The sequence below is a fragment of the Mesorhizobium sp. genome (genome assembly GCF_017306585.1).
Lineage (GTDB): Bacteria > Pseudomonadota > Alphaproteobacteria > Rhizobiales > Rhizobiaceae > Mesorhizobium.
In genome coordinates, this window is the sequence record NZ_JAFKIC010000126.1 from 37,178 (window position 1) to 53,238 (window position 16,061).

The window sequence follows — 16,061 nt, forward strand, 5'->3', positions numbered from 1 at the left end:
ACCCAGCATCCCGGACTTTTACTCATGACCATGCACCGTTACCGTAGCCATACCTGTGCCCAGTTGAGAAAGGGCGACGTCGGCAATTCCGTTCGCCTGTCGGGCTGGGTGCATCGCGTGCGTGACCATGGCGGCCTGCTGTTCATCGACCTTCGCGACCATTACGGCCTGACCCAGATCGTCGCCGATCCCGATTCGCCGGCCTTCAAGGTCGCCGAGACCGTGCGCGGCGAATGGGTCATCCGCGTCGATGGCGAGGTCAAGGCGCGCTTGCCCGAGACGGTCAACGCCAACCTGCCGACTGGCGAGATCGAGATATTCGCCCGCGAGATCGAGGTTCTGTCGGCGGCCAAGGAATTGCCGCTGCCGGTGTTCGGCGAGCCGGATTATCCCGAGGACATCAGGCTGAAGTACCGCTTCCTCGACCTGCGCCGTGAGACGCTGCACAAGAACATCGTGGCGCGCACGAAAATCATCGCCGAGATGCGCAAGCGCATGGGCGAGGTCGGCTTCACCGAATTCTCGACGCCGATCCTGACGGCTTCCTCGCCGGAAGGCGCGCGCGACTTCCTGGTGCCGTCGCGCATTCATCCCGGTACTTTCTACGCGCTGCCGCAGGCGCCGCAGCAGTACAAGCAACTGATCATGGTGTCGGGCTTCGACCGCTATTTCCAGATCGCGCCCTGCTTCCGCGACGAGGACCCGCGCGCCGACCGTCTGCCCGGCGAATTCTACCAGCTCGACCTCGAAATGAGCTTTGTCGAGCAGGATGACGTGCTCTCCACCATGGCGCCGGTGATGACCTCGGTCTTCGAGGCCTTCGCCAACGGCAAGCCGGTCACCAGGGACTGGCCGCGTATCCCTTATGATGTGGCCATGCGCAAATATGGTTCCGACAAGCCGGACCTGCGCAACCCGATCGTCATGCAGGCGGTCTCGGACCATTTCCGCGACTCCGGTTTCAAGGTTTTCGCCAACATCCTGGCAAACGATCCCAAGGCCGAAGTGTGGGGCATTCCGGCCAAGACCGGCGGCAGCCGCGCTTTCTGCGATCGCATGAATTCCTGGGCGCAGGGCGAGGGGCAGCCCGGGCTGGGCTACATCTTCTGGCGCAAGGAGGGCGAAAAGCTCGAGGGCGCCGGCCCGCTCGCCAAGAACATCGGCGAGGAGCGCACCGAGGCGATCCGCCAGCAGCTCGGCCTTGCCGACGGCGACGCCGCTTTCTTCGTTGCCGGCGACCCGAAGAAGTTCGTCTCTTTCGCCGGTGCCGCGCGCACCCGCGCCGGCGAGGAACTGAACCTCGTCGACCGCGACCGTTTCGAGCTGTGCTGGATCGTCGACTTCCCGTTCTTCGAATGGAACGAGGACGAGAAGAAGATCGATTTCGCCCACAACCCGTTCTCCATGCCGCAAGGCGGCATCGATGCGCTCAACGGCCAGGATCCGCTCAGCATCAAGGCGTTCCAGTATGACGCCGTCTGCAACGGCTTCGAGATCGCCTCCGGCGGCATCCGCAACCATCTGCCGGAAACCATGGTCAAGGCGTTCGAGATGGTCGGGCTGGACCGCCAGACGGTCGAGGAGCGCTTCGGCGGCCTCTACCGCGCCTTCCAGTATGGCGCGCCGCCGCATGGTGGCGCGGCATTCGGCATCGACCGTGTCGTGATGCTGCTGGTCGGCGCCAAGAACCTGCGCGAGATCACCATGTTCCCGATGAACCAGCAGGCCTACGACCTGCTGATGAACGCGCCGTCGGAAGCGACCCCGCAGCAGCTTCGCGATCTCGCGCTGCGTGTCGCGCCGATGAAGAAGGACGCCTGAACGGGGGCTTTGTCCGGTAAGTCAGGAAACGGCTCGAACCGATTCGTTTGATTCGACAATCCAACAAAAAGCCCGGCATCGCTGCCGGGCTTTTTCGTATCGAGTTGGCGTCTATCAGTCTTCGTTCGCCTTGACCGACACGCCGAGCGTCTTCGGCAGGTCGAGCGGATTGGACATGGCGCCCGCCATGATCAGCGCGAACGGCACCGATGCCGGCGGCTCGGCCGAGACTTCGAGGCTCTTCGGATCGTCGAGATACTTGCTGACCGCCGCCGTCACCTGCGCCGTCAGTTCCGGATTGTTGAGCTGCGCCATGCCGAACGGCACGATCGCCTTGGCCTGGTTGGCGATGTCCTTGGCCGACATGCCCTGCTGCTTGCCGACATATTCGAGCACCTTGCCGGTCAGCGAATCGTCGTCGAAACGGATCGAGGCGCTGTTGAACGAAAGCTGCTGCAGCAGGCCGAGCATGGCCATGCCCTGTGCCGAATTATCGGCGCCTTCCGGCTGCGCGGCCATCTTCTTCTGCATTTCCTGCAGCGACTTGATGAAGTCCATCGTGTAGCCGCCGAGGTCGAAGGTCATGCCGAGCGTGCCGGCATTCTCGACGGAGATGTCATATTTCGACAGTTCCATCTTGCCGTCCGAAGGCTGCCAGTTGCCGGCCATCTCGAACTTGCCGGAGATGTTCTGGTAGCCGAGCGCATTGATGACTTCTTTCGACTTCGGGTCATCGACCAGCGAGAGGTCGGCGGTGAACTTTTCCGTATCGCCGGTGAATTCCATCGCCTTGCCGTCGGCGGGCGGCGTGATCTCGATGGCAAGCCCGTCCATCGAGAAGGCGGTCTTGTCGGCGACCTTGACGGTCATGTTCGAGAGCTCGGCCGACTTGTACATCATCAGCGAGCCGAGCGGGCCAGTCGCGCCATCGGCCGGTACGCTCATGTCGTGGATGACGAACGGGCTGAGATTAAGGGTGACGCCGTCCTTGCTGTGCTCGAAGGCCGAGGTCGAAACGGTGCCGATGTCATAGCCGCCATTGGCCTCGGTGATGTTCTCGAGCTTGACGTCGCCGATCGTCAGGCTTTCCTTTTCCGCCGCCGGCTTGATGGCGACTCCCTGCAGCACCATGCTGGTGTTGTCGCCCGTCACGCCGGTCCAGGAGATATCGACGCCCTGAGCCGCCAGTGCCGCCTTGAGACGGTCCGCGACCGCGGCGTCCTGGGCAAGGGCCGCGTTCAGCGGCAATGTGAGCAAGAAGGTCGAAAAAGCGAATTTCGTGAGAGTTGAGCGTTTGATTGTCATCGCAAGGTCCCTGAGAGTGTCCTGAAATTGTTTTTCAATTCTTTGCGCCATCACCATTCCGTGACGAACTGGACGGGAAAAAGGCGCACCCGTCACAATGGTCAAGAATCGCGGCGAAAGGCAAACCCGAACCGGGTGCGATTGTCCATAGCGGTGAATTTGTCATGAAGAAGCGGGTCGCCCAGATGCCGATGCGCTTGCCAATAGAGGCGGCATGTAACAGTCTGATGTTGGCCGGCAGGCACGGCCTTCCGCTTTCATGTTGCAGAACAGGCGAGCCAACAAGTGCGCAAGGCGTGCGCCTCTTGCCGCGAATCACCCACTCGGCTAGTTCCAGCCCATGGGAAAAAGGCTTTTGCCGCCTGAAGATGGCGGCGGCGATCACATCGAACCGGTCGATCTGAAGAAGGCGCTGGAAGAGCGCTATCTCGCCTATGCGCTGTCGACCATCATGCACCGGGCGCTGCCCGACGTTCGCGACGGGCTGAAGCCGGTCCATCGCCGCATCATGCATGCCATGCGCCTGCTGCGCCTCAATCCCGACCAGGGTTTCGCCAAATGCGCCCGTATCGTCGGCGAGGTGATGGGCAAGTTCCATCCCCACGGAGACCAGTCGATCTATGATGCGCTGGTGCGTCTGGCGCAGGATTTTTCGATGCGCTACCCCCTGGTCGACGGGCAGGGCAATTTCGGCAATATCGACGGCGATAACGCCGCCGCCATGCGCTACACCGAAGCGCGCATGACCGATGTGGCGACCGAACTTCTCGCCGGCATCACCGAGGACGCCGTCGACTACCGGCCGACTTACAATGAAGAGGACGAGGAGCCGGTGGTGCTCCCCGGCGCCTTCCCAAATCTCCTGGCCAACGGCTCGTCCGGCATCGCGGTCGGCATGGCGACATCGATCCCGCCGCACAACGCCGCCGAGCTTTGCGACGCCGCCCTTCACCTGATCGAGCATCGCGACGCTCCGGTCGCGAAGCTGATGGAGTTCGTCCAGGGTCCGGATTTCCCGACCGGCGGCATCATCGTCGACAGCCGCGCCTCCATCCTCGAAGCCTATGAGACCGGGCGCGGCGGCTTCCGTGTCCGGGCGAAGTGGCATCAGGAAGACCAGGGCAGGGGCACCTGGAGCATCGTCGTCACCGAAATCCCCTACAGCGTTCAGAAGGCACGGTTGATCGAGAAGATCGCCGAACTGCTGATGGCGCGTAAGTTGCCATTGCTGGAGGATATACGCGACGAGAGCGCCGAGGATATCCGCGTCGTGCTGGTGCCGAAGAGCCGCACCGTCGATCCCGGCATCCTCATGGAATCGCTTTTCAAGCTGACCGAGCTCGAAAGCCGCTTCCCGCTCAACATGAACGTGCTGTCGCGCGGCAAGGTGCCGAACGTGCTGTCGCTCAAGGGCGTGCTGCAGGAATGGCTCGACCATCGCCGCGACGTGCTGATCCGCCGCTCGAAGCACCGCCTGGCCGAGATCGAAAGGCGGCTTGAAATCCTCGCCGGCTACCTGATCGCCTATCTGAACATCGACGAGGTGATCAAGATCATCCGCGAGGAGGATGAGCCCAAGCAGGTCATGATGGCCCGCTGGTCGCTCACCGACACCCAGGCCGAGGCCATCCTCAACATGCGCCTGCGCGCTTTGCGCAAGCTGGAGGAGTTCGAGATCCGCAAGGAATTCGACGGGCTCACCACCGAAAAGAAGCAGATCGAGGCGCTGCTGGCTTCCGACGCCAAACAGTGGTCGACGATCAAGTGGGAAGTCTCCCAGGTCCGCGACAAATTCGGTCCGGAGACCGAACTCGGCAAGCGCCGGACCCAGTTCGCCGACGCGCCCGAACACGACCTGACCGACATCGCGCACGCCATGATCGAGCGCGAACCGGTCACCGTGGTGGTTTCGGAAAAGGGCTGGCTGCGGGCCATGAAGGGTCATCTGGCCGACCTCTCTGCGCTGACCTTCAAGGAAGGCGACAGCCTGAAGCTCGCCTTCCATGCCCAGACCACCGACAAGGTGCTGGTCTTCACCACGGGCGGCAAGTTCTACACCATCGGCGCCGACCGTCTGCCCGGCGGGCGCGGCCATGGCGAACCGATCCGCATCATCGTCGACATGGAAAACGACCAGGACATCGTCACCGCCTTCGTCCACGATCCAAAGCGCAAGCTGCTGCTCGCATCGCATGACGCCAACGGCTTCATCGCGCCGGAGGAGGAGGTCGTCGCCAACACCCGCAAGGGCAAGCAGGTGATGAACGTCAAGGCGCCCGACGAGGCCAAGCGCTGTGTGCCGCTCAACGGCGACCACCTCGCCATCGTCGGCGAGAACCGCAAGATGCTGGTCTTTCCGCTCTCCGAAATCCCGGAAATGGGTCGGGGCAAGGGCGTGCGGCTGCAGAAGTACAAGGATGGCGGCCTGCTCGACCTCAAGCCTTTCACGCTGGAGACGGGTCTCTCCTGGCAGGATTCCGCGGACCGCACCTTTGTCAGGTCGCGCGAGGAACTGGCCGAATGGATCGGCGCCCGTGCTTCCGCCGGACGCATGGTGCCCAAGGGTTTCCCGAGAACGGGCAAGTTTGGATAGCGCACTCTTCCTTCTCCCCTTGTGGGAGAAGGTGGCCTCGCGAAGCGAGGTCGGATGAGGGGTGCTCCAGCTTGGCACCAACGCCTTGATCCGCTGGAACACCCCTCATCCGTCTCGGCGCTGCGCGCCGATCCACCTTCTCCCACAAGGGGAGAAGGAAGAGACGCAACCCAATCATTTGGACTATCGTCACGATTGCTGCACTATGTCGGTGCATAACGGGGAAGGGTGTTTGGGAAAGGCCAGCGTTTGAAGGAATCAAAAATCCAGAAACCGGAACGGCAGCAGCGCCTGTTCGGCCTGTCGACGCCGCTGCGCTCGGCCGTCATTCCGCCACTGTCGGCGGCGCGCTGGCTTCTGGTGCTGATTGTCGCCGCCGGCGTCTATTTCTTCCACGGTTTCCTGTTCCCGGTGCTGGCCGCGCTGGTCATTGCTTTCGCCAGTTGGCCGCTCTATCTGCGCCTGCTTGCCGGAGTCGGCGGCAACCGCACCATCGGCGCCACCTTGGCCATCCTGTTCATCCTCGCCTTCCTGGTGATACCGATCGCGCTTGCCGGCACCTATGCCATCAACGAGGTGCGCGAATGGGTAGGCTGGGCGATCGAGACCAACCGGCATGGCGCCACGACACCGCACTGGATCGCCACCCTGCCCGTGGTGGGTGATTGGTTGAACGAGCAGTGGACGACCAATCTCGGCCATCCCGGCGGCATCGGCGAGTTGATCCAGCTGATCAGCGGCGCCAATATCGGCAGCATCTATCGCGGCGCGCTCGCCGCCGGCGGCAGTGCCTTCAGCCTGTTCCTGACGCTGCTGTTCATGATGATCGCGCTGTTCTTCGCCTATCGCGACGGGGAGAATTTCGCCGGCCAGATCGACCGGCTCGGCGAGCGCATCCTGCCGACCCGCTGGGAGCGGATCTCGCGCGTCGTGCCGGCGACCATTTCCTCGACCGTGACCGGCATGACCATCATCGCCATCGGCGAGGGGCTGGTGCTGGGCATCGCCTACTGGCTTGCCGGCGTGCCGTCGCCGGTGACGCTCGGCGCGCTCACCGGCATCATGGCGCTGATCCCGGGTGGCGCGCCATTGTCCTTCACCCTGGTCTCGATCTACCTCGCGGCCAGCGGCTCGCTGATACCGGGGCTGGCACTGTTCATATGGGGCACGGTCGAACTGTTCATCGTCGACAAGACGCTGCGGCCGAAGCTGGTCGGCGGGCCGATAAAACTGCCTTTCCTGCCGACCTTTTTCGGCCTGATCGGCGGCGTCAAGACCATGGGTTTTCTCGGCCTGTTCATCGGCCCTGTGCTGATGGCGCTGCTTGTCGCGATCTGGCGCGAGTGGCTGCGCGAGGTGGAACTGGCCGACGACATGGCCGCCGGATCGGCGGCCGAGATCGAGGCAAGCCCGCGCATCGAGGTGCTGCCGGAACCCGACGCGACCAGGAAGGCAGATGCCTGATCGGGCGGATGCAGTTAGACCGGATGATGCACCACGAGGTCGGTCCGGCGCTTGCGCCCGTCATGCAACTGCCAGAGCGAGTGCGCTATCAGCGTGACGATCAGGATGCCGCCGCCGATCAGGCTGTTGCGGGTTGGCGTCTCGGCAAAGATCACCCACACCCAGACCGGCGCCAGCACGGTTTCGAGCAGATAGAACATCGCCACTTCCGGTCCTGAAATGTATTTCGGCCCGGCCGCCAGGCAGAAGAACGAGATCGGCATGATGACGGCGCCATTGAAGATGATCCACCATGGCGCGTTCACATGAAAGCCTTCGCCCGACACCATGAAGGCTGCCAGGGCCATCGGCAGAAGCACGCCGACGAGTGAGGTGAACCCCATATCCTTGCCGCTGGCGCGCGAGATGGTGATGGCGATCGCGATGAAGAACGCCGAGCACAGCGCCATGAAATCGCCGAACAGCTTGCCGGTGCCGACCGACCCACCGACGATGACCAGCACGCCGAGGATCATGATCACCATCGCCGCGATCGTCACCAGTTGCGGTCTTTCCTTCAGGAAGATCCAGGACAGAAGGCCGGAGAAGACGGTGTTGAAAGCCAGGATGAACACCAGGTCGGCGGTCGATGTATGAAAGACGGCGGTGACGAAGGTGATTCCCGTCAGTCCATAGCAAAGCGCCACGATCAGGCCGGACCATCCGGGGATGAGCGGCGGCGCGTTTCGGCTGAGCGCCCGCCAGACCGACCAGATGACCATGCCCGCAATGAATGTCGTTCCGGTGCGCAAGAGCATGATCGTCCATGCGCCGCCATCGGCGAGGCGGATCAAGGGTATGTCGACGGTCAGCGTCAGCCCGCCGATGGCGGTTATCAGGAGGCCCTTCTGGTGATCGTAGTGAGAGGACATGCGGGAACCTTCGCAATGAAATGCAGGCTGGCGGCCGATGGTGCAATGGCGCACACTCTCCAGCCAACCGGCTGAAAAACCAGCATCCCCTGCCTTGAAACAGTTTAAGCGCGGATCGTGGAAGAACTCAGCGTGAAACCGCTTCGTTGGTATAGCGCTCCCAGCCTTTCGGGCCGAGATGCTCCTGCGGCATGAAGCGCATCTTATAATTCATCTTGCGCGAGCCGTTGACCCAGTAGCCGAGGTAGACATGGGGCAGCCCCATCGCCTTGGCACGGGCAATATGGTCGAGGATCATGAATGTGCCGAGCGAGCGGCTTTCGAATTCGGGGTTGAAATAGGAATAGACCATCGACAGGCCGTCGGCCATCTTGTCGGTGAGCGCCACCGCGATCAGTTCGCCCTGTCCCTTGCCGGTGATGAATGTGTCGGGGCCGCGCCGCCGGTATTCGATCACCTTGGTGTCGACATGGGTGTCCTCGACCATCATGGCGTAGTCGAGCACGGTCATGTCGGACATGCCGCCGCGGCGATGGCGGGCATCGAGATAGCTGCGGAACAGCGAATACTGTTCGGTCGAAGGCTCGGCATTGTGCATGGCGCCGACCAGATCGGCATTGTGCTGTAGCACGCGCTTCATGTTGCGGCTGGCGTTGAATTCCTGCGCCAGGATACGCACCGAAACGCAGGCTCGGCAGGTTTCGCAGGCTGGCCTGTAGGCGATGTTCTGCGAACGTCTGAAGCCACCTTGCGTCAGGAGGTCGTTCATCTCAGGCGCCTTGTCGCCGACCAGATGCGTGAACACCTTGCGCTCGAACTGACCGTCGAGGTAGGGGCACGGCGACGGCGCGGTCAGGAAGAACTGCGGCGACTGGGTCGGATGCTGCGTCATCTAGCCTTGAAAATACTCCTTCGAGTCGCTCTACCTTTGGCGCGGAAAGCGAAAAATTCAACAGGATTGTGAAGGCCCACCCGAAAGGAGGCCTTCACATTTGCGCCGACACGGCGATAGCGCTTGCGAAACTGCCTTAGCGGCCGGTGCGGCTGACCACGGTGCCGAGCAGAAGATCGTGCAGCGTGCGCTTGCGGTCCGAGAACAAGGTCACCAGCAGAACCAGCGGCGACAGGATGACGTTGCCGGCCCAGAACAGCACGGAATGGACGACGGCGGTCAGCCCGTCGATCGGCCTGCCGTCGAGGCGGTCGAGGCGGATGCCCATCATCTTCATGCCCGTGGTGGCCTGGTCGGAACTGCCCAGCGTGTTCCAGATATAGAGGATGGCGACAGCCGGCACGAGGACGCCGAACAGCATCCAGCCGAGCCCGAGCGTCAAAAGCCCGAGGAAGAACACCAGTATGGCGAAGGGAATGGTGAGCAGCGCGACGATGATGTAGTCGAGCACGAAGGCAAGAATGCGCCGTGTGCGTACGCCTTCATAGGCCCTGACATCGTCAAGCCGGGTGTTGATGATTTCGCCGTCGAGAACGCGCGCGTTCATGTCATTTCCTCGTAACAGGGGCCTGCTTAGCCTGCGCCCACCTCGCCAGAAAATGGTGAAGGCAGATGGCGGAATCAAGATCGGGCCCTTCATCACCGTACAGGCGGGATGAAATAAGGCTGGCGGTCTGAACCGGTTGAATTTGCATCGCGGATGGCGTTAGCTTGTTGCGGCGCAGCAAGACGCCGAGGGGACGGGGACATATGGACTACGACATGCTGGTTATCGGCAGCGGCCCGTCGGGCCGCCGCGCCGCCGTGCAATCGGCAAAGCTCGGCAAGTCAGTGCTGGTGGTCGACCGCGGCCGGCGTTTAGGCGGCGTTTCGGTGCACACCGGCACCATCCCCTCGAAGACGCTGCGCGAAACGGTGCTCAATCTTTCGGGCTGGCGCGAGCGTGGTTTTTATGGGCGCGGCTACCGCGTGAAGCAGGATATTTCGGTCGGTGACCTGATCGAGCGCCTGCACAAGACGCTCGACCACGAGGTGGAAGTGCTGCAACACCAGTTCATGCGCAACACCGTCAAGAGCGCGCGGGCGGCGGTGAAATTTCTCGGCCCCAACAAGGTCAGCCTGACGACGGACAATGGCGACTACAGCGAGGTCGGCTTCGCCAACGCGCTGATCGCGGTCGGCACCAGGCCGCATCGGCCCAATGACGTTCCCTTCGACAAGACGCGCGTCTTCGACAGCGACGAGATGCTGGAACTCGACCGGCTGCCGCGCACGCTGACGGTGATCGGCGCCGGCGTCATCGGCGTCGAATACGCCACGATCTTCTCGGCGCTCGATGTGCCGGTCACGCTGGTCGAACCGCGCAACTCAATCCTTGATTTCGTCGATCGCGAGATCGTCGACGACTTCATCCATCAGATGCGCGATCGCGGCATGACGATAAGGCTGGGCAGCGCGGTCAAGGAAATCCGCTCCAAGCCCGAGACCGCCGAGGTCGAACTGGCCGATGGCCGCACCATCCGTTCGGAGGTCGTGCTTTACGCGGCCGGCCGCACCGGCAATGTCGGCAGCCTCGGCCTCGACGTGGTCGGCATCGAGGCCGACTCGAGAGGCCGTATCAAGGTCGATCCGCAGACCTTCCAGACCACCGTGCCCAATATCTACGCCGCCGGCGACGTCATCGGCTTTCCGAGCCTCGCCTCGACCTCGATGGAGCAGGGCAGGGTGGCCGCCTGCCCCGCTTTCGGCGTGACGTTGCAGCCGCCGCCCGAGACTTTTCCTTATGGCATCTATGCGGTGCCGGAGATCTCGACCGTCGGCCAGTCCGAGGAGCAGGTCCGCCAAAGCGGTGCCGCCTATGAAGTCGGCGTCGCCCGCTTCCGCGAAACCTCGCGTGGTCACATCATGGGCGTCGACACCGGCTTCCTGAAACTGCTGTTCTCGATCGAGACGCGCCGACTGCTCGGCGCACATATTGTCGGGGAGGGCGCCACCGAACTCATCCATATCGGCCAGGCCGTCATCAATCTCGGCGGCACCGTCGACTTCTTCGTCAACAACACCTTCAACTATCCGACGCTGGCCGAAGCCTACAAGATCGCCGGGCTGGACGCCTGGAATAGGATGGGACGAGGCTCCTAAATGTCCATCTCTCAAGGGCGCTGGCGTCGTTCTAGGAAATTTTTCTCGTGAAATGGGACACAAGCAACGCCGAAATCGCCGAGAATGCGCCAAAGATTACCAGGTATCCTCCAGCGAACCACTCGTTTTTTGCTCCCGAAATCATAAAGTGAGCTAGAGTAATTAGCGTTAAAATATAATGATATTTTTGGGCCATTGCTAGATTGTATATCATGCGGATATTTGACTTTGTGTATGGCAATCCAGTCCAGTCGTTTCTCAAATTTTGTTGTATATAGATGATGGGATGTTCGAATCTGCCGTGAAGCTCTACTAATCTTCTGGGGAACGCGAGCGAGGCAGCGACGATCGCGCCCACAAACCCCATCATCCAGACAGAATCCCCCCAAATTACCGACACGGGAATCGGGGCCGTCAAAGTCCATACGGACACTACTGCGAACAGTCTCTCAAAAATCCCGGGTTCTGTCGCGACGGTCGTAGCATCCATGGAATATCTCGATCGTGTCATCGATATTCTAGTTGCCGCCATCACCCCTGTCACTGCGCCCTGGGGCTGTTCTACCCGTCCATCTGAGCGAGCAGAGCCAGCATCACGTCGGCCGAAGGCATCGGCAGCACTGCCTCGATTTCGGCGGGACGAACGCCGGCAATGGCCGTCTCGGTTCCGCCCGCGACGGTGCCGAGTAGTCCGCGAAAACCGTGTTTCGACCAGGCGAGTTCCTGCAGCTTCGGACTGGTCAACGCCTCCAGCAGCCTGTCGACGGCCGGATCGATGACGATCAGGGGATGGGCGGAATATACGGTCGGTCTGGGATAAAGAATCTCGGGTTTGGCGCCCATGCCGGCCTGCACTCTTTGCCAACGCGCCGGGTCGGCGAGCGCCCACTCTACCAGCTGGTTTTCGTAGCCGACCACCATCGGCTCGGCGCCGAGGCCGCCGGCGATGTACTGGTCGAACAGCTTTCCCGACGAGGACGACTTCAGTCCCATGCCGCGGAAGATCGCCTTGGCCTGGTCGCCATGCTGCGCCAGCAATTCCTGCGTCGCGACGTCGCCGCTCATCAGGCTCAGCACCAGGCCGGCGAACATGAAGCCGGAATTGGACCGGTTGGGGTCGGTGGAAACGATCCGCGCGCGGCCATAGAGTTCGCCGATGCCGAGATCCGACCAGTTCTTGCCGGCCAGCACGGCATCGAGCAGCGCCTTGAGATCGAGCTGGTTGTAGCCGCCTTTGGCGGCGACCGTAACCAGTCCGCTCTTCTTGAGGCCCTCCACGACTGGGCCCCAGGTGTAGATGACGATCGGCGAGTTCAGCACCACCTGGTCGTTGCGGATAGCCACGCCGCTCTTGCGGGCCAGATCGACCATGATCGACGAGGACGGCCAGAGGAACTGCGGTTTCTGGGTTAGCAAGGCCGGCTCGCGCACCATCTCTACCGAACCGGCGACGCGCGCGTCGAGCTCCAGTCCGTAGCCGCCCAGCGCATGGACGACATCCGGATCGGCTAGAAAAGCCTGCTTCTCGCCACCGATGAAGCCGAAAAGATGCGCCTTGTTGCCGAGATAACCGCGGAACTCCGGACGGTCCTTGAGTGCCAGATAGCCACCGGTGCCGGCGGCGGCGGCACCCAGCAGACCCAGTCCGAAAGCGCGGCGCGAAATGGCCATCAGCGACCGATATCCTCTTTCAGCGACTCCTGAATGAGCCGCAGGTCAACGTCGAGCGTACCGAGTTCGGTATCGGCCAGGCTGTCGGCATAGTGCACGAAGGCGTCCTGCAGCTTGGCGATCACAGAACCGATATTGGCGAGCCGCGCCTGGCTCGGCGCGCGCCGGCTGGCCAGCGTCGCATAGCCTTCGGCCACTTCCGCCGCCTGCGGCACATAATAGGTTAGAAAGCGCCGCACGGAAGACGCTGTTTCGGGCTTGGCTTCGACCCGCGCGATCACGTCGGCGGCGATATCGGACAGGTTCTTGACCTTGGCCGCCATATCCTTGTCGGAGATGCTGCGCGCCGCTGCTGTAAGGCGGTCCGCGGCAGGCTGCGCCTGCGCCAGCAGCTCGCGCGCGAACGCCACACGGCTGCCGCCGATCGATCCGAGGTCGAGGCCTTCGAACAATTGGCGCGGCGCCAGCACGAAGACCAGGCCGGCAAAAACCAGCACAGAGATGACAGCCGAGACCAGGAACGGAAAATGCGTGAGAAAACTCAAACCGACCAGGAGCACTGCCGAGATCAGGCCTGCCGCGATCCAGTTCCAGTCGTTGCCGAACAAGCCACGCATGCTTAGCCGCGCATCTCAGTTATAGCCGCGGGCGGCGCGGAAGGCGCCGGCAAGATCGCCGCTGCCATCGAATACCCGCGCCGAAGTCGCCTTGGCAAGGCTGGCGAACTGGGTCTTGTCGGCATCGCCGAAGGTGATGCCGAACACCGGCACGCGCACTGGGGCATCACGCCATTGCTGGAGGAACCGGTCGGCGCTGCCGTCGGTGCGGCCGTCGGTCATGATGATGATCGCCGGCAGATATTTTGGCAGGTCCGGGGTCGCGGTGATCTCCTGCAGCGCCTGCTGGGCGCAGGCATACATGTCAGTGCCGCCGCCGGCATGCTGCTCGGCGACGGCGGCCAGCAGCCTGGCTTGGCCGGCCGCATCGCCGGTCGCCTCGAAATTGCCGCGCACGGCGCCGTCGAAAGGCAGGACGAAGATGCGATCGGACGGCGTCCACTGCACCAGCACCTCGCTGGCCTTCTCCGGTGTGAACAGCAGTTGCGCCGCGGCCTGCAACTGCTTCTCGCCCTGGTCTTCCATCGAGCCGGAGAAGTCGAAGCACAGCGCTGTCAGCGAAGGCTTGCGCAGGGCCTCCTGATAGAGGTCGAGCGCCTTGCGGATCACCGCCGGTTCGGGCATGCGGATCGAGGTCACCAGCCTGCCCGGGTCGAAATTCCAGTCGGGCTCGGCCGTGGCCTGGACCGCCTGGCCGCCGAGCGGGAGCCGCCGGCCGGTGTCGGCGATGCGCTTGCGCACCGCGTCCGACTGCAGATAGGCGAGCAGGTCGGTGAAGAATTTCTCGACGTCCGCGCCGCGCCCATGGTCGATGAAGCCGAGCGGCGAATCGCCGACCGCGACACCATCGGCGGGGTAGATGGCGTAGAGCGGCTCCTTGCCCATCTGCTTCAGCCGGTCATTGGTCTCTTTCAGCGTCGCTTCATAGTTCCACATCGCGTCGTAGAGCGTGCCCTTGCCGGCACTTTCGACATAGAGATCGGCGAGCCATCCCGAGGAGCCCGAAGAGCGCTCGACGCCTTGCAGCAAAGCGCTCACGGTTTCGCGCACATTCGCATTGTCGAGATCGCCGGGCTCGATCACTTCCTTGCCGCCGAGCGCGCTGGACAGCATGGCGAGATAGGCGCTGGCGCCGGAATTGGACTGTGTCGCCGACGTCATCAGGAATTTGAGCCTGCCGTCCTTCACCGCCGCCAGAATGTCCTTCATGAAGACCGGCTTGCCGACCCAGCCGAGTTCTGCTGCCTTGGATTTGCGCACGCCGAGAATGACAGGCATCTGCGCGATCGAGGTGAGGTTGCGCACCTTGCGGCCCGTGTCGAAAAGATCGACCCACACGCTCGAGGCGGGCCAGACCGCGTCCTGATCGAGCCCGGCTGGCCGCTGCAGGCCGAGTCCGATGTCGAGCGAGCCTTCATAGGCGAAAGTGCAGGTCGCGCCCTGCTTGGCGCAGAATTCCTGCACGATTGGTTCCAGCACCGTGTTTTCGGACCCGGAAACGATCGAGAAGTTCACATGGCTCGAATTGCAGGCGGTAAGCAGCACCGCAAGGGTCAGCAGCAGAACGGACGTCAGCGTCTTCAGCATGGCGGTTCCGATCAGGACTGGGTCAGCGCTTTCTTCAGATCGAGCGTCATCTGGTCCATCTGCTTTTCGGCGTCGGCCCGCTTCTGGCGGCCCTCCTGCTGCACCTTCAGCACGCCTTGCACCGTGTCGATGAGATCGCGGTTGGCCTGCGCCAGCGTTTCGACATCGACGATGCCGCGCTGCGCCTGCTCCTCGATCGAGATCGCCTGGTCCTTCATCATCTTGGAGGTCTGGCGGATCATCTCGTTGGTGGCGTCGGTCACCGTCTTTTGCAGTTCGAGCGCCGATTTCTGGTTGGTCAGCCCAAGCAGGATGACCATTTTCTGCTTCCATGCCGGCACGGTCAGCGCCGAGGTCGCCTGCAAATTCTCGATCAGGGTCTCGTCGCCGGACTGGACGATGCGGATCTGCGGCAATTGCTGGATGCCGAGCTGGCGCGCCTGCACCAGGTAGAAGACGCGCTTTTCCAGGCGGTCGAGCGCCTGCACAGCATCCTGGTAAGTCTGCGCCTCCAGCGTACCGCCTGCGTCACCTCCGGCCTTATCCGCCACCGCCTTCAGCTTCGGCAGTTCGTTGGCACGGTAGTCGTCGACGAATTTCTTGCCGGCCTGCACATAGGCATCGTCCGTGGAGACGATGAAGCGGCCGTTGATCCACCAATTGTAGCCGTACCAGCCGGCACCGGCGAGCACCACGAGCCCGGCGATGAGGAAGGCGAACCGCTTGCGGCCACCCTTCTTGGCGGGTGCATCGCCGGGGGCACCCTCCACGCCCTTCGCGGGCGAGGTCTTCGCCTCGCCGGTCGGCGTCTCGGGGCGCAGCTGCGTCACGTTCGAGCCGGCGCTTCCGAGCGCCGGGTCGATCTCCATGACCACGGTCCGCCCGGCCCCGCCAATGCCCGTATCGGTGTCGATGTCTCTCATCACGGCTCTCCCGGAAGCGGCAGAAATGCTGCGAGTTGAAGTCAATTTTCCAATGACCGAACCGTTCGGTCGGGC

General features: G+C 62.7%; 13 protein-coding genes. 4 read left to right on the plus strand and 9 right to left on the minus strand.

Features of this window, described 5'->3' with window-relative positions:
* The first annotated feature begins 30 nt into the window (after positions 1-30).
* Entirely contained in the window at positions 31-1,821 is a 1,791-nt protein-coding gene (gene aspS, locus J0I79_RS11540) for an aspartate--tRNA ligase (RefSeq protein WP_292857926.1), read from the plus strand.
* 114 nt (positions 1,822-1,935) lie between these two features.
* Here aspS and J0I79_RS11545 read toward each other — a convergent pair whose 3' ends face one another.
* The gene (locus J0I79_RS11545; RefSeq protein ID WP_292857891.1) at positions 1,936-3,126 is read right to left on the minus strand and encodes a hypothetical protein; all 1,191 of its coding nucleotides are present in this window, start codon (positions 3,124-3,126) and stop codon (positions 1,936-1,938) included.
* Positions 3,127-3,466: 340 nt separating this feature from the next.
* Between J0I79_RS11545 and parC the strand changes: the two genes are divergently transcribed.
* On the plus strand, positions 3,467-5,719 hold the full coding sequence (gene parC / locus J0I79_RS11550) for a DNA topoisomerase IV subunit A (protein WP_292857893.1): 2,253 nt from the start codon (positions 3,467-3,469) through the stop codon (positions 5,717-5,719).
* A 249-nt stretch (positions 5,720-5,968) separates the two neighbouring features.
* Positions 5,969-7,183, plus strand: a complete 1,215-nt coding sequence (locus J0I79_RS11555; RefSeq protein ID WP_292857896.1) for an AI-2E family transporter — start codon at positions 5,969-5,971, stop codon at positions 7,181-7,183.
* A gap of 14 nt (positions 7,184-7,197) precedes the next feature.
* Here the strand turns inward: J0I79_RS11555 and J0I79_RS11560 are convergent, their stop codons facing one another.
* From J0I79_RS11560 to J0I79_RS11570, 3 genes are all read right to left on the minus strand, one after another.
* Positions 7,198-8,094, minus strand: coding sequence for a DMT family transporter (locus tag J0I79_RS11560; RefSeq protein ID WP_292857899.1), 897 nt, complete (start codon positions 8,092-8,094; stop codon positions 7,198-7,200).
* A gap of 127 nt (positions 8,095-8,221) precedes the next feature.
* Positions 8,222-8,986, minus strand: a complete 765-nt coding sequence (locus J0I79_RS11565) for an arginyltransferase (protein ID WP_292857902.1) — start codon at positions 8,984-8,986, stop codon at positions 8,222-8,224.
* 136 nt (positions 8,987-9,122) lie between these two features.
* Entirely contained in the window at positions 9,123-9,593 is a 471-nt protein-coding gene (locus J0I79_RS11570) for an RDD family protein (RefSeq protein WP_292857905.1), read from the minus strand.
* A gap of 203 nt (positions 9,594-9,796) precedes the next feature.
* Between J0I79_RS11570 and sthA the strand changes: the two genes are divergently transcribed.
* Complete coding sequence (gene sthA / locus J0I79_RS11575) at positions 9,797-11,188, plus strand: Si-specific NAD(P)(+) transhydrogenase (protein ID WP_292857908.1); 1,392 nt, start codon at positions 9,797-9,799, stop codon at positions 11,186-11,188.
* Positions 11,189-11,219: 31 nt separating this feature from the next.
* Here sthA and J0I79_RS11580 read toward each other — a convergent pair whose 3' ends face one another.
* From J0I79_RS11580 to J0I79_RS11600, 5 genes are all read right to left on the minus strand, one after another.
* Positions 11,220-11,678: a hypothetical protein gene (locus J0I79_RS11580; RefSeq protein WP_292857911.1), complete on the minus strand. Its 459-nt coding sequence runs from the start codon at positions 11,676-11,678 to the stop codon at positions 11,220-11,222.
* A gap of 71 nt (positions 11,679-11,749) precedes the next feature.
* The gene (locus J0I79_RS11585) at positions 11,750-12,859 is read right to left on the minus strand and encodes a substrate-binding domain-containing protein (RefSeq protein ID WP_292857914.1); all 1,110 of its coding nucleotides are present in this window, start codon (positions 12,857-12,859) and stop codon (positions 11,750-11,752) included.
* Positions 12,859-13,476: a 5-bromo-4-chloroindolyl phosphate hydrolysis family protein gene (locus J0I79_RS11590; protein ID WP_292857917.1), complete on the minus strand. Its 618-nt coding sequence runs from the start codon at positions 13,474-13,476 to the stop codon at positions 12,859-12,861. The genes J0I79_RS11585 and J0I79_RS11590 overlap by 1 nt, the downstream gene beginning before the upstream one ends.
* 15 nt (positions 13,477-13,491) lie before the next feature.
* Complete coding sequence (locus tag J0I79_RS11595) at positions 13,492-15,063, minus strand: substrate-binding domain-containing protein (protein WP_292857920.1); 1,572 nt, start codon at positions 15,061-15,063, stop codon at positions 13,492-13,494.
* Positions 15,064-15,074: 11 nt separating this feature from the next.
* Entirely contained in the window at positions 15,075-15,986 is a 912-nt protein-coding gene (locus J0I79_RS11600; protein WP_292857923.1) for a toxic anion resistance protein, read from the minus strand.
* Between the last annotated feature and the right edge of the window lie 75 nt (positions 15,987-16,061).

What these genes read in the sequence shown, in the direction of transcription:
- sthA (WP_292857908.1), top strand. Translation starts at nt 9,797, where the DNA reads ATGGACTACGACATGCTGGTTATCGGCAGCGGCCCGTCGGGCCGCCGC.
- J0I79_RS11565 (WP_292857902.1), bottom strand. Translation starts at nt 8,986, where the DNA reads ATGACGCAGCATCCGACCCAGTCGCCGCAGTTCTTCCTGACCGCGCCG.
- J0I79_RS11580 (WP_292857911.1), bottom strand. Translation starts at nt 11,678, where the DNA reads ATGGATGCTACGACCGTCGCGACAGAACCCGGGATTTTTGAGAGACTG.
- J0I79_RS11570 (WP_292857905.1), bottom strand. Translation starts at nt 9,593, where the DNA reads ATGAACGCGCGCGTTCTCGACGGCGAAATCATCAACACCCGGCTTGAC.
- J0I79_RS11585 (WP_292857914.1), bottom strand. Translation starts at nt 12,859, where the DNA reads ATGGCCATTTCGCGCCGCGCTTTCGGACTGGGTCTGCTGGGTGCCGCC.
- J0I79_RS11560 (WP_292857899.1), bottom strand. Translation starts at nt 8,094, where the DNA reads ATGTCCTCTCACTACGATCACCAGAAGGGCCTCCTGATAACCGCCATC.
- J0I79_RS11595 (WP_292857920.1), bottom strand. Translation starts at nt 15,063, where the DNA reads ATGCTGAAGACGCTGACGTCCGTTCTGCTGCTGACCCTTGCGGTGCTG.
- J0I79_RS11600 (WP_292857923.1), bottom strand. Translation starts at nt 15,986, where the DNA reads ATGAGAGACATCGACACCGATACGGGCATTGGCGGGGCCGGGCGGACC.
- aspS (WP_292857926.1), top strand. Translation starts at nt 31, where the DNA reads ATGCACCGTTACCGTAGCCATACCTGTGCCCAGTTGAGAAAGGGCGAC.
- J0I79_RS11545 (WP_292857891.1), bottom strand. Translation starts at nt 3,126, where the DNA reads ATGACAATCAAACGCTCAACTCTCACGAAATTCGCTTTTTCGACCTTC.
- J0I79_RS11590 (WP_292857917.1), bottom strand. Translation starts at nt 13,476, where the DNA reads ATGCGTGGCTTGTTCGGCAACGACTGGAACTGGATCGCGGCAGGCCTG.
- parC (WP_292857893.1), top strand. Translation starts at nt 3,467, where the DNA reads ATGGGAAAAAGGCTTTTGCCGCCTGAAGATGGCGGCGGCGATCACATC.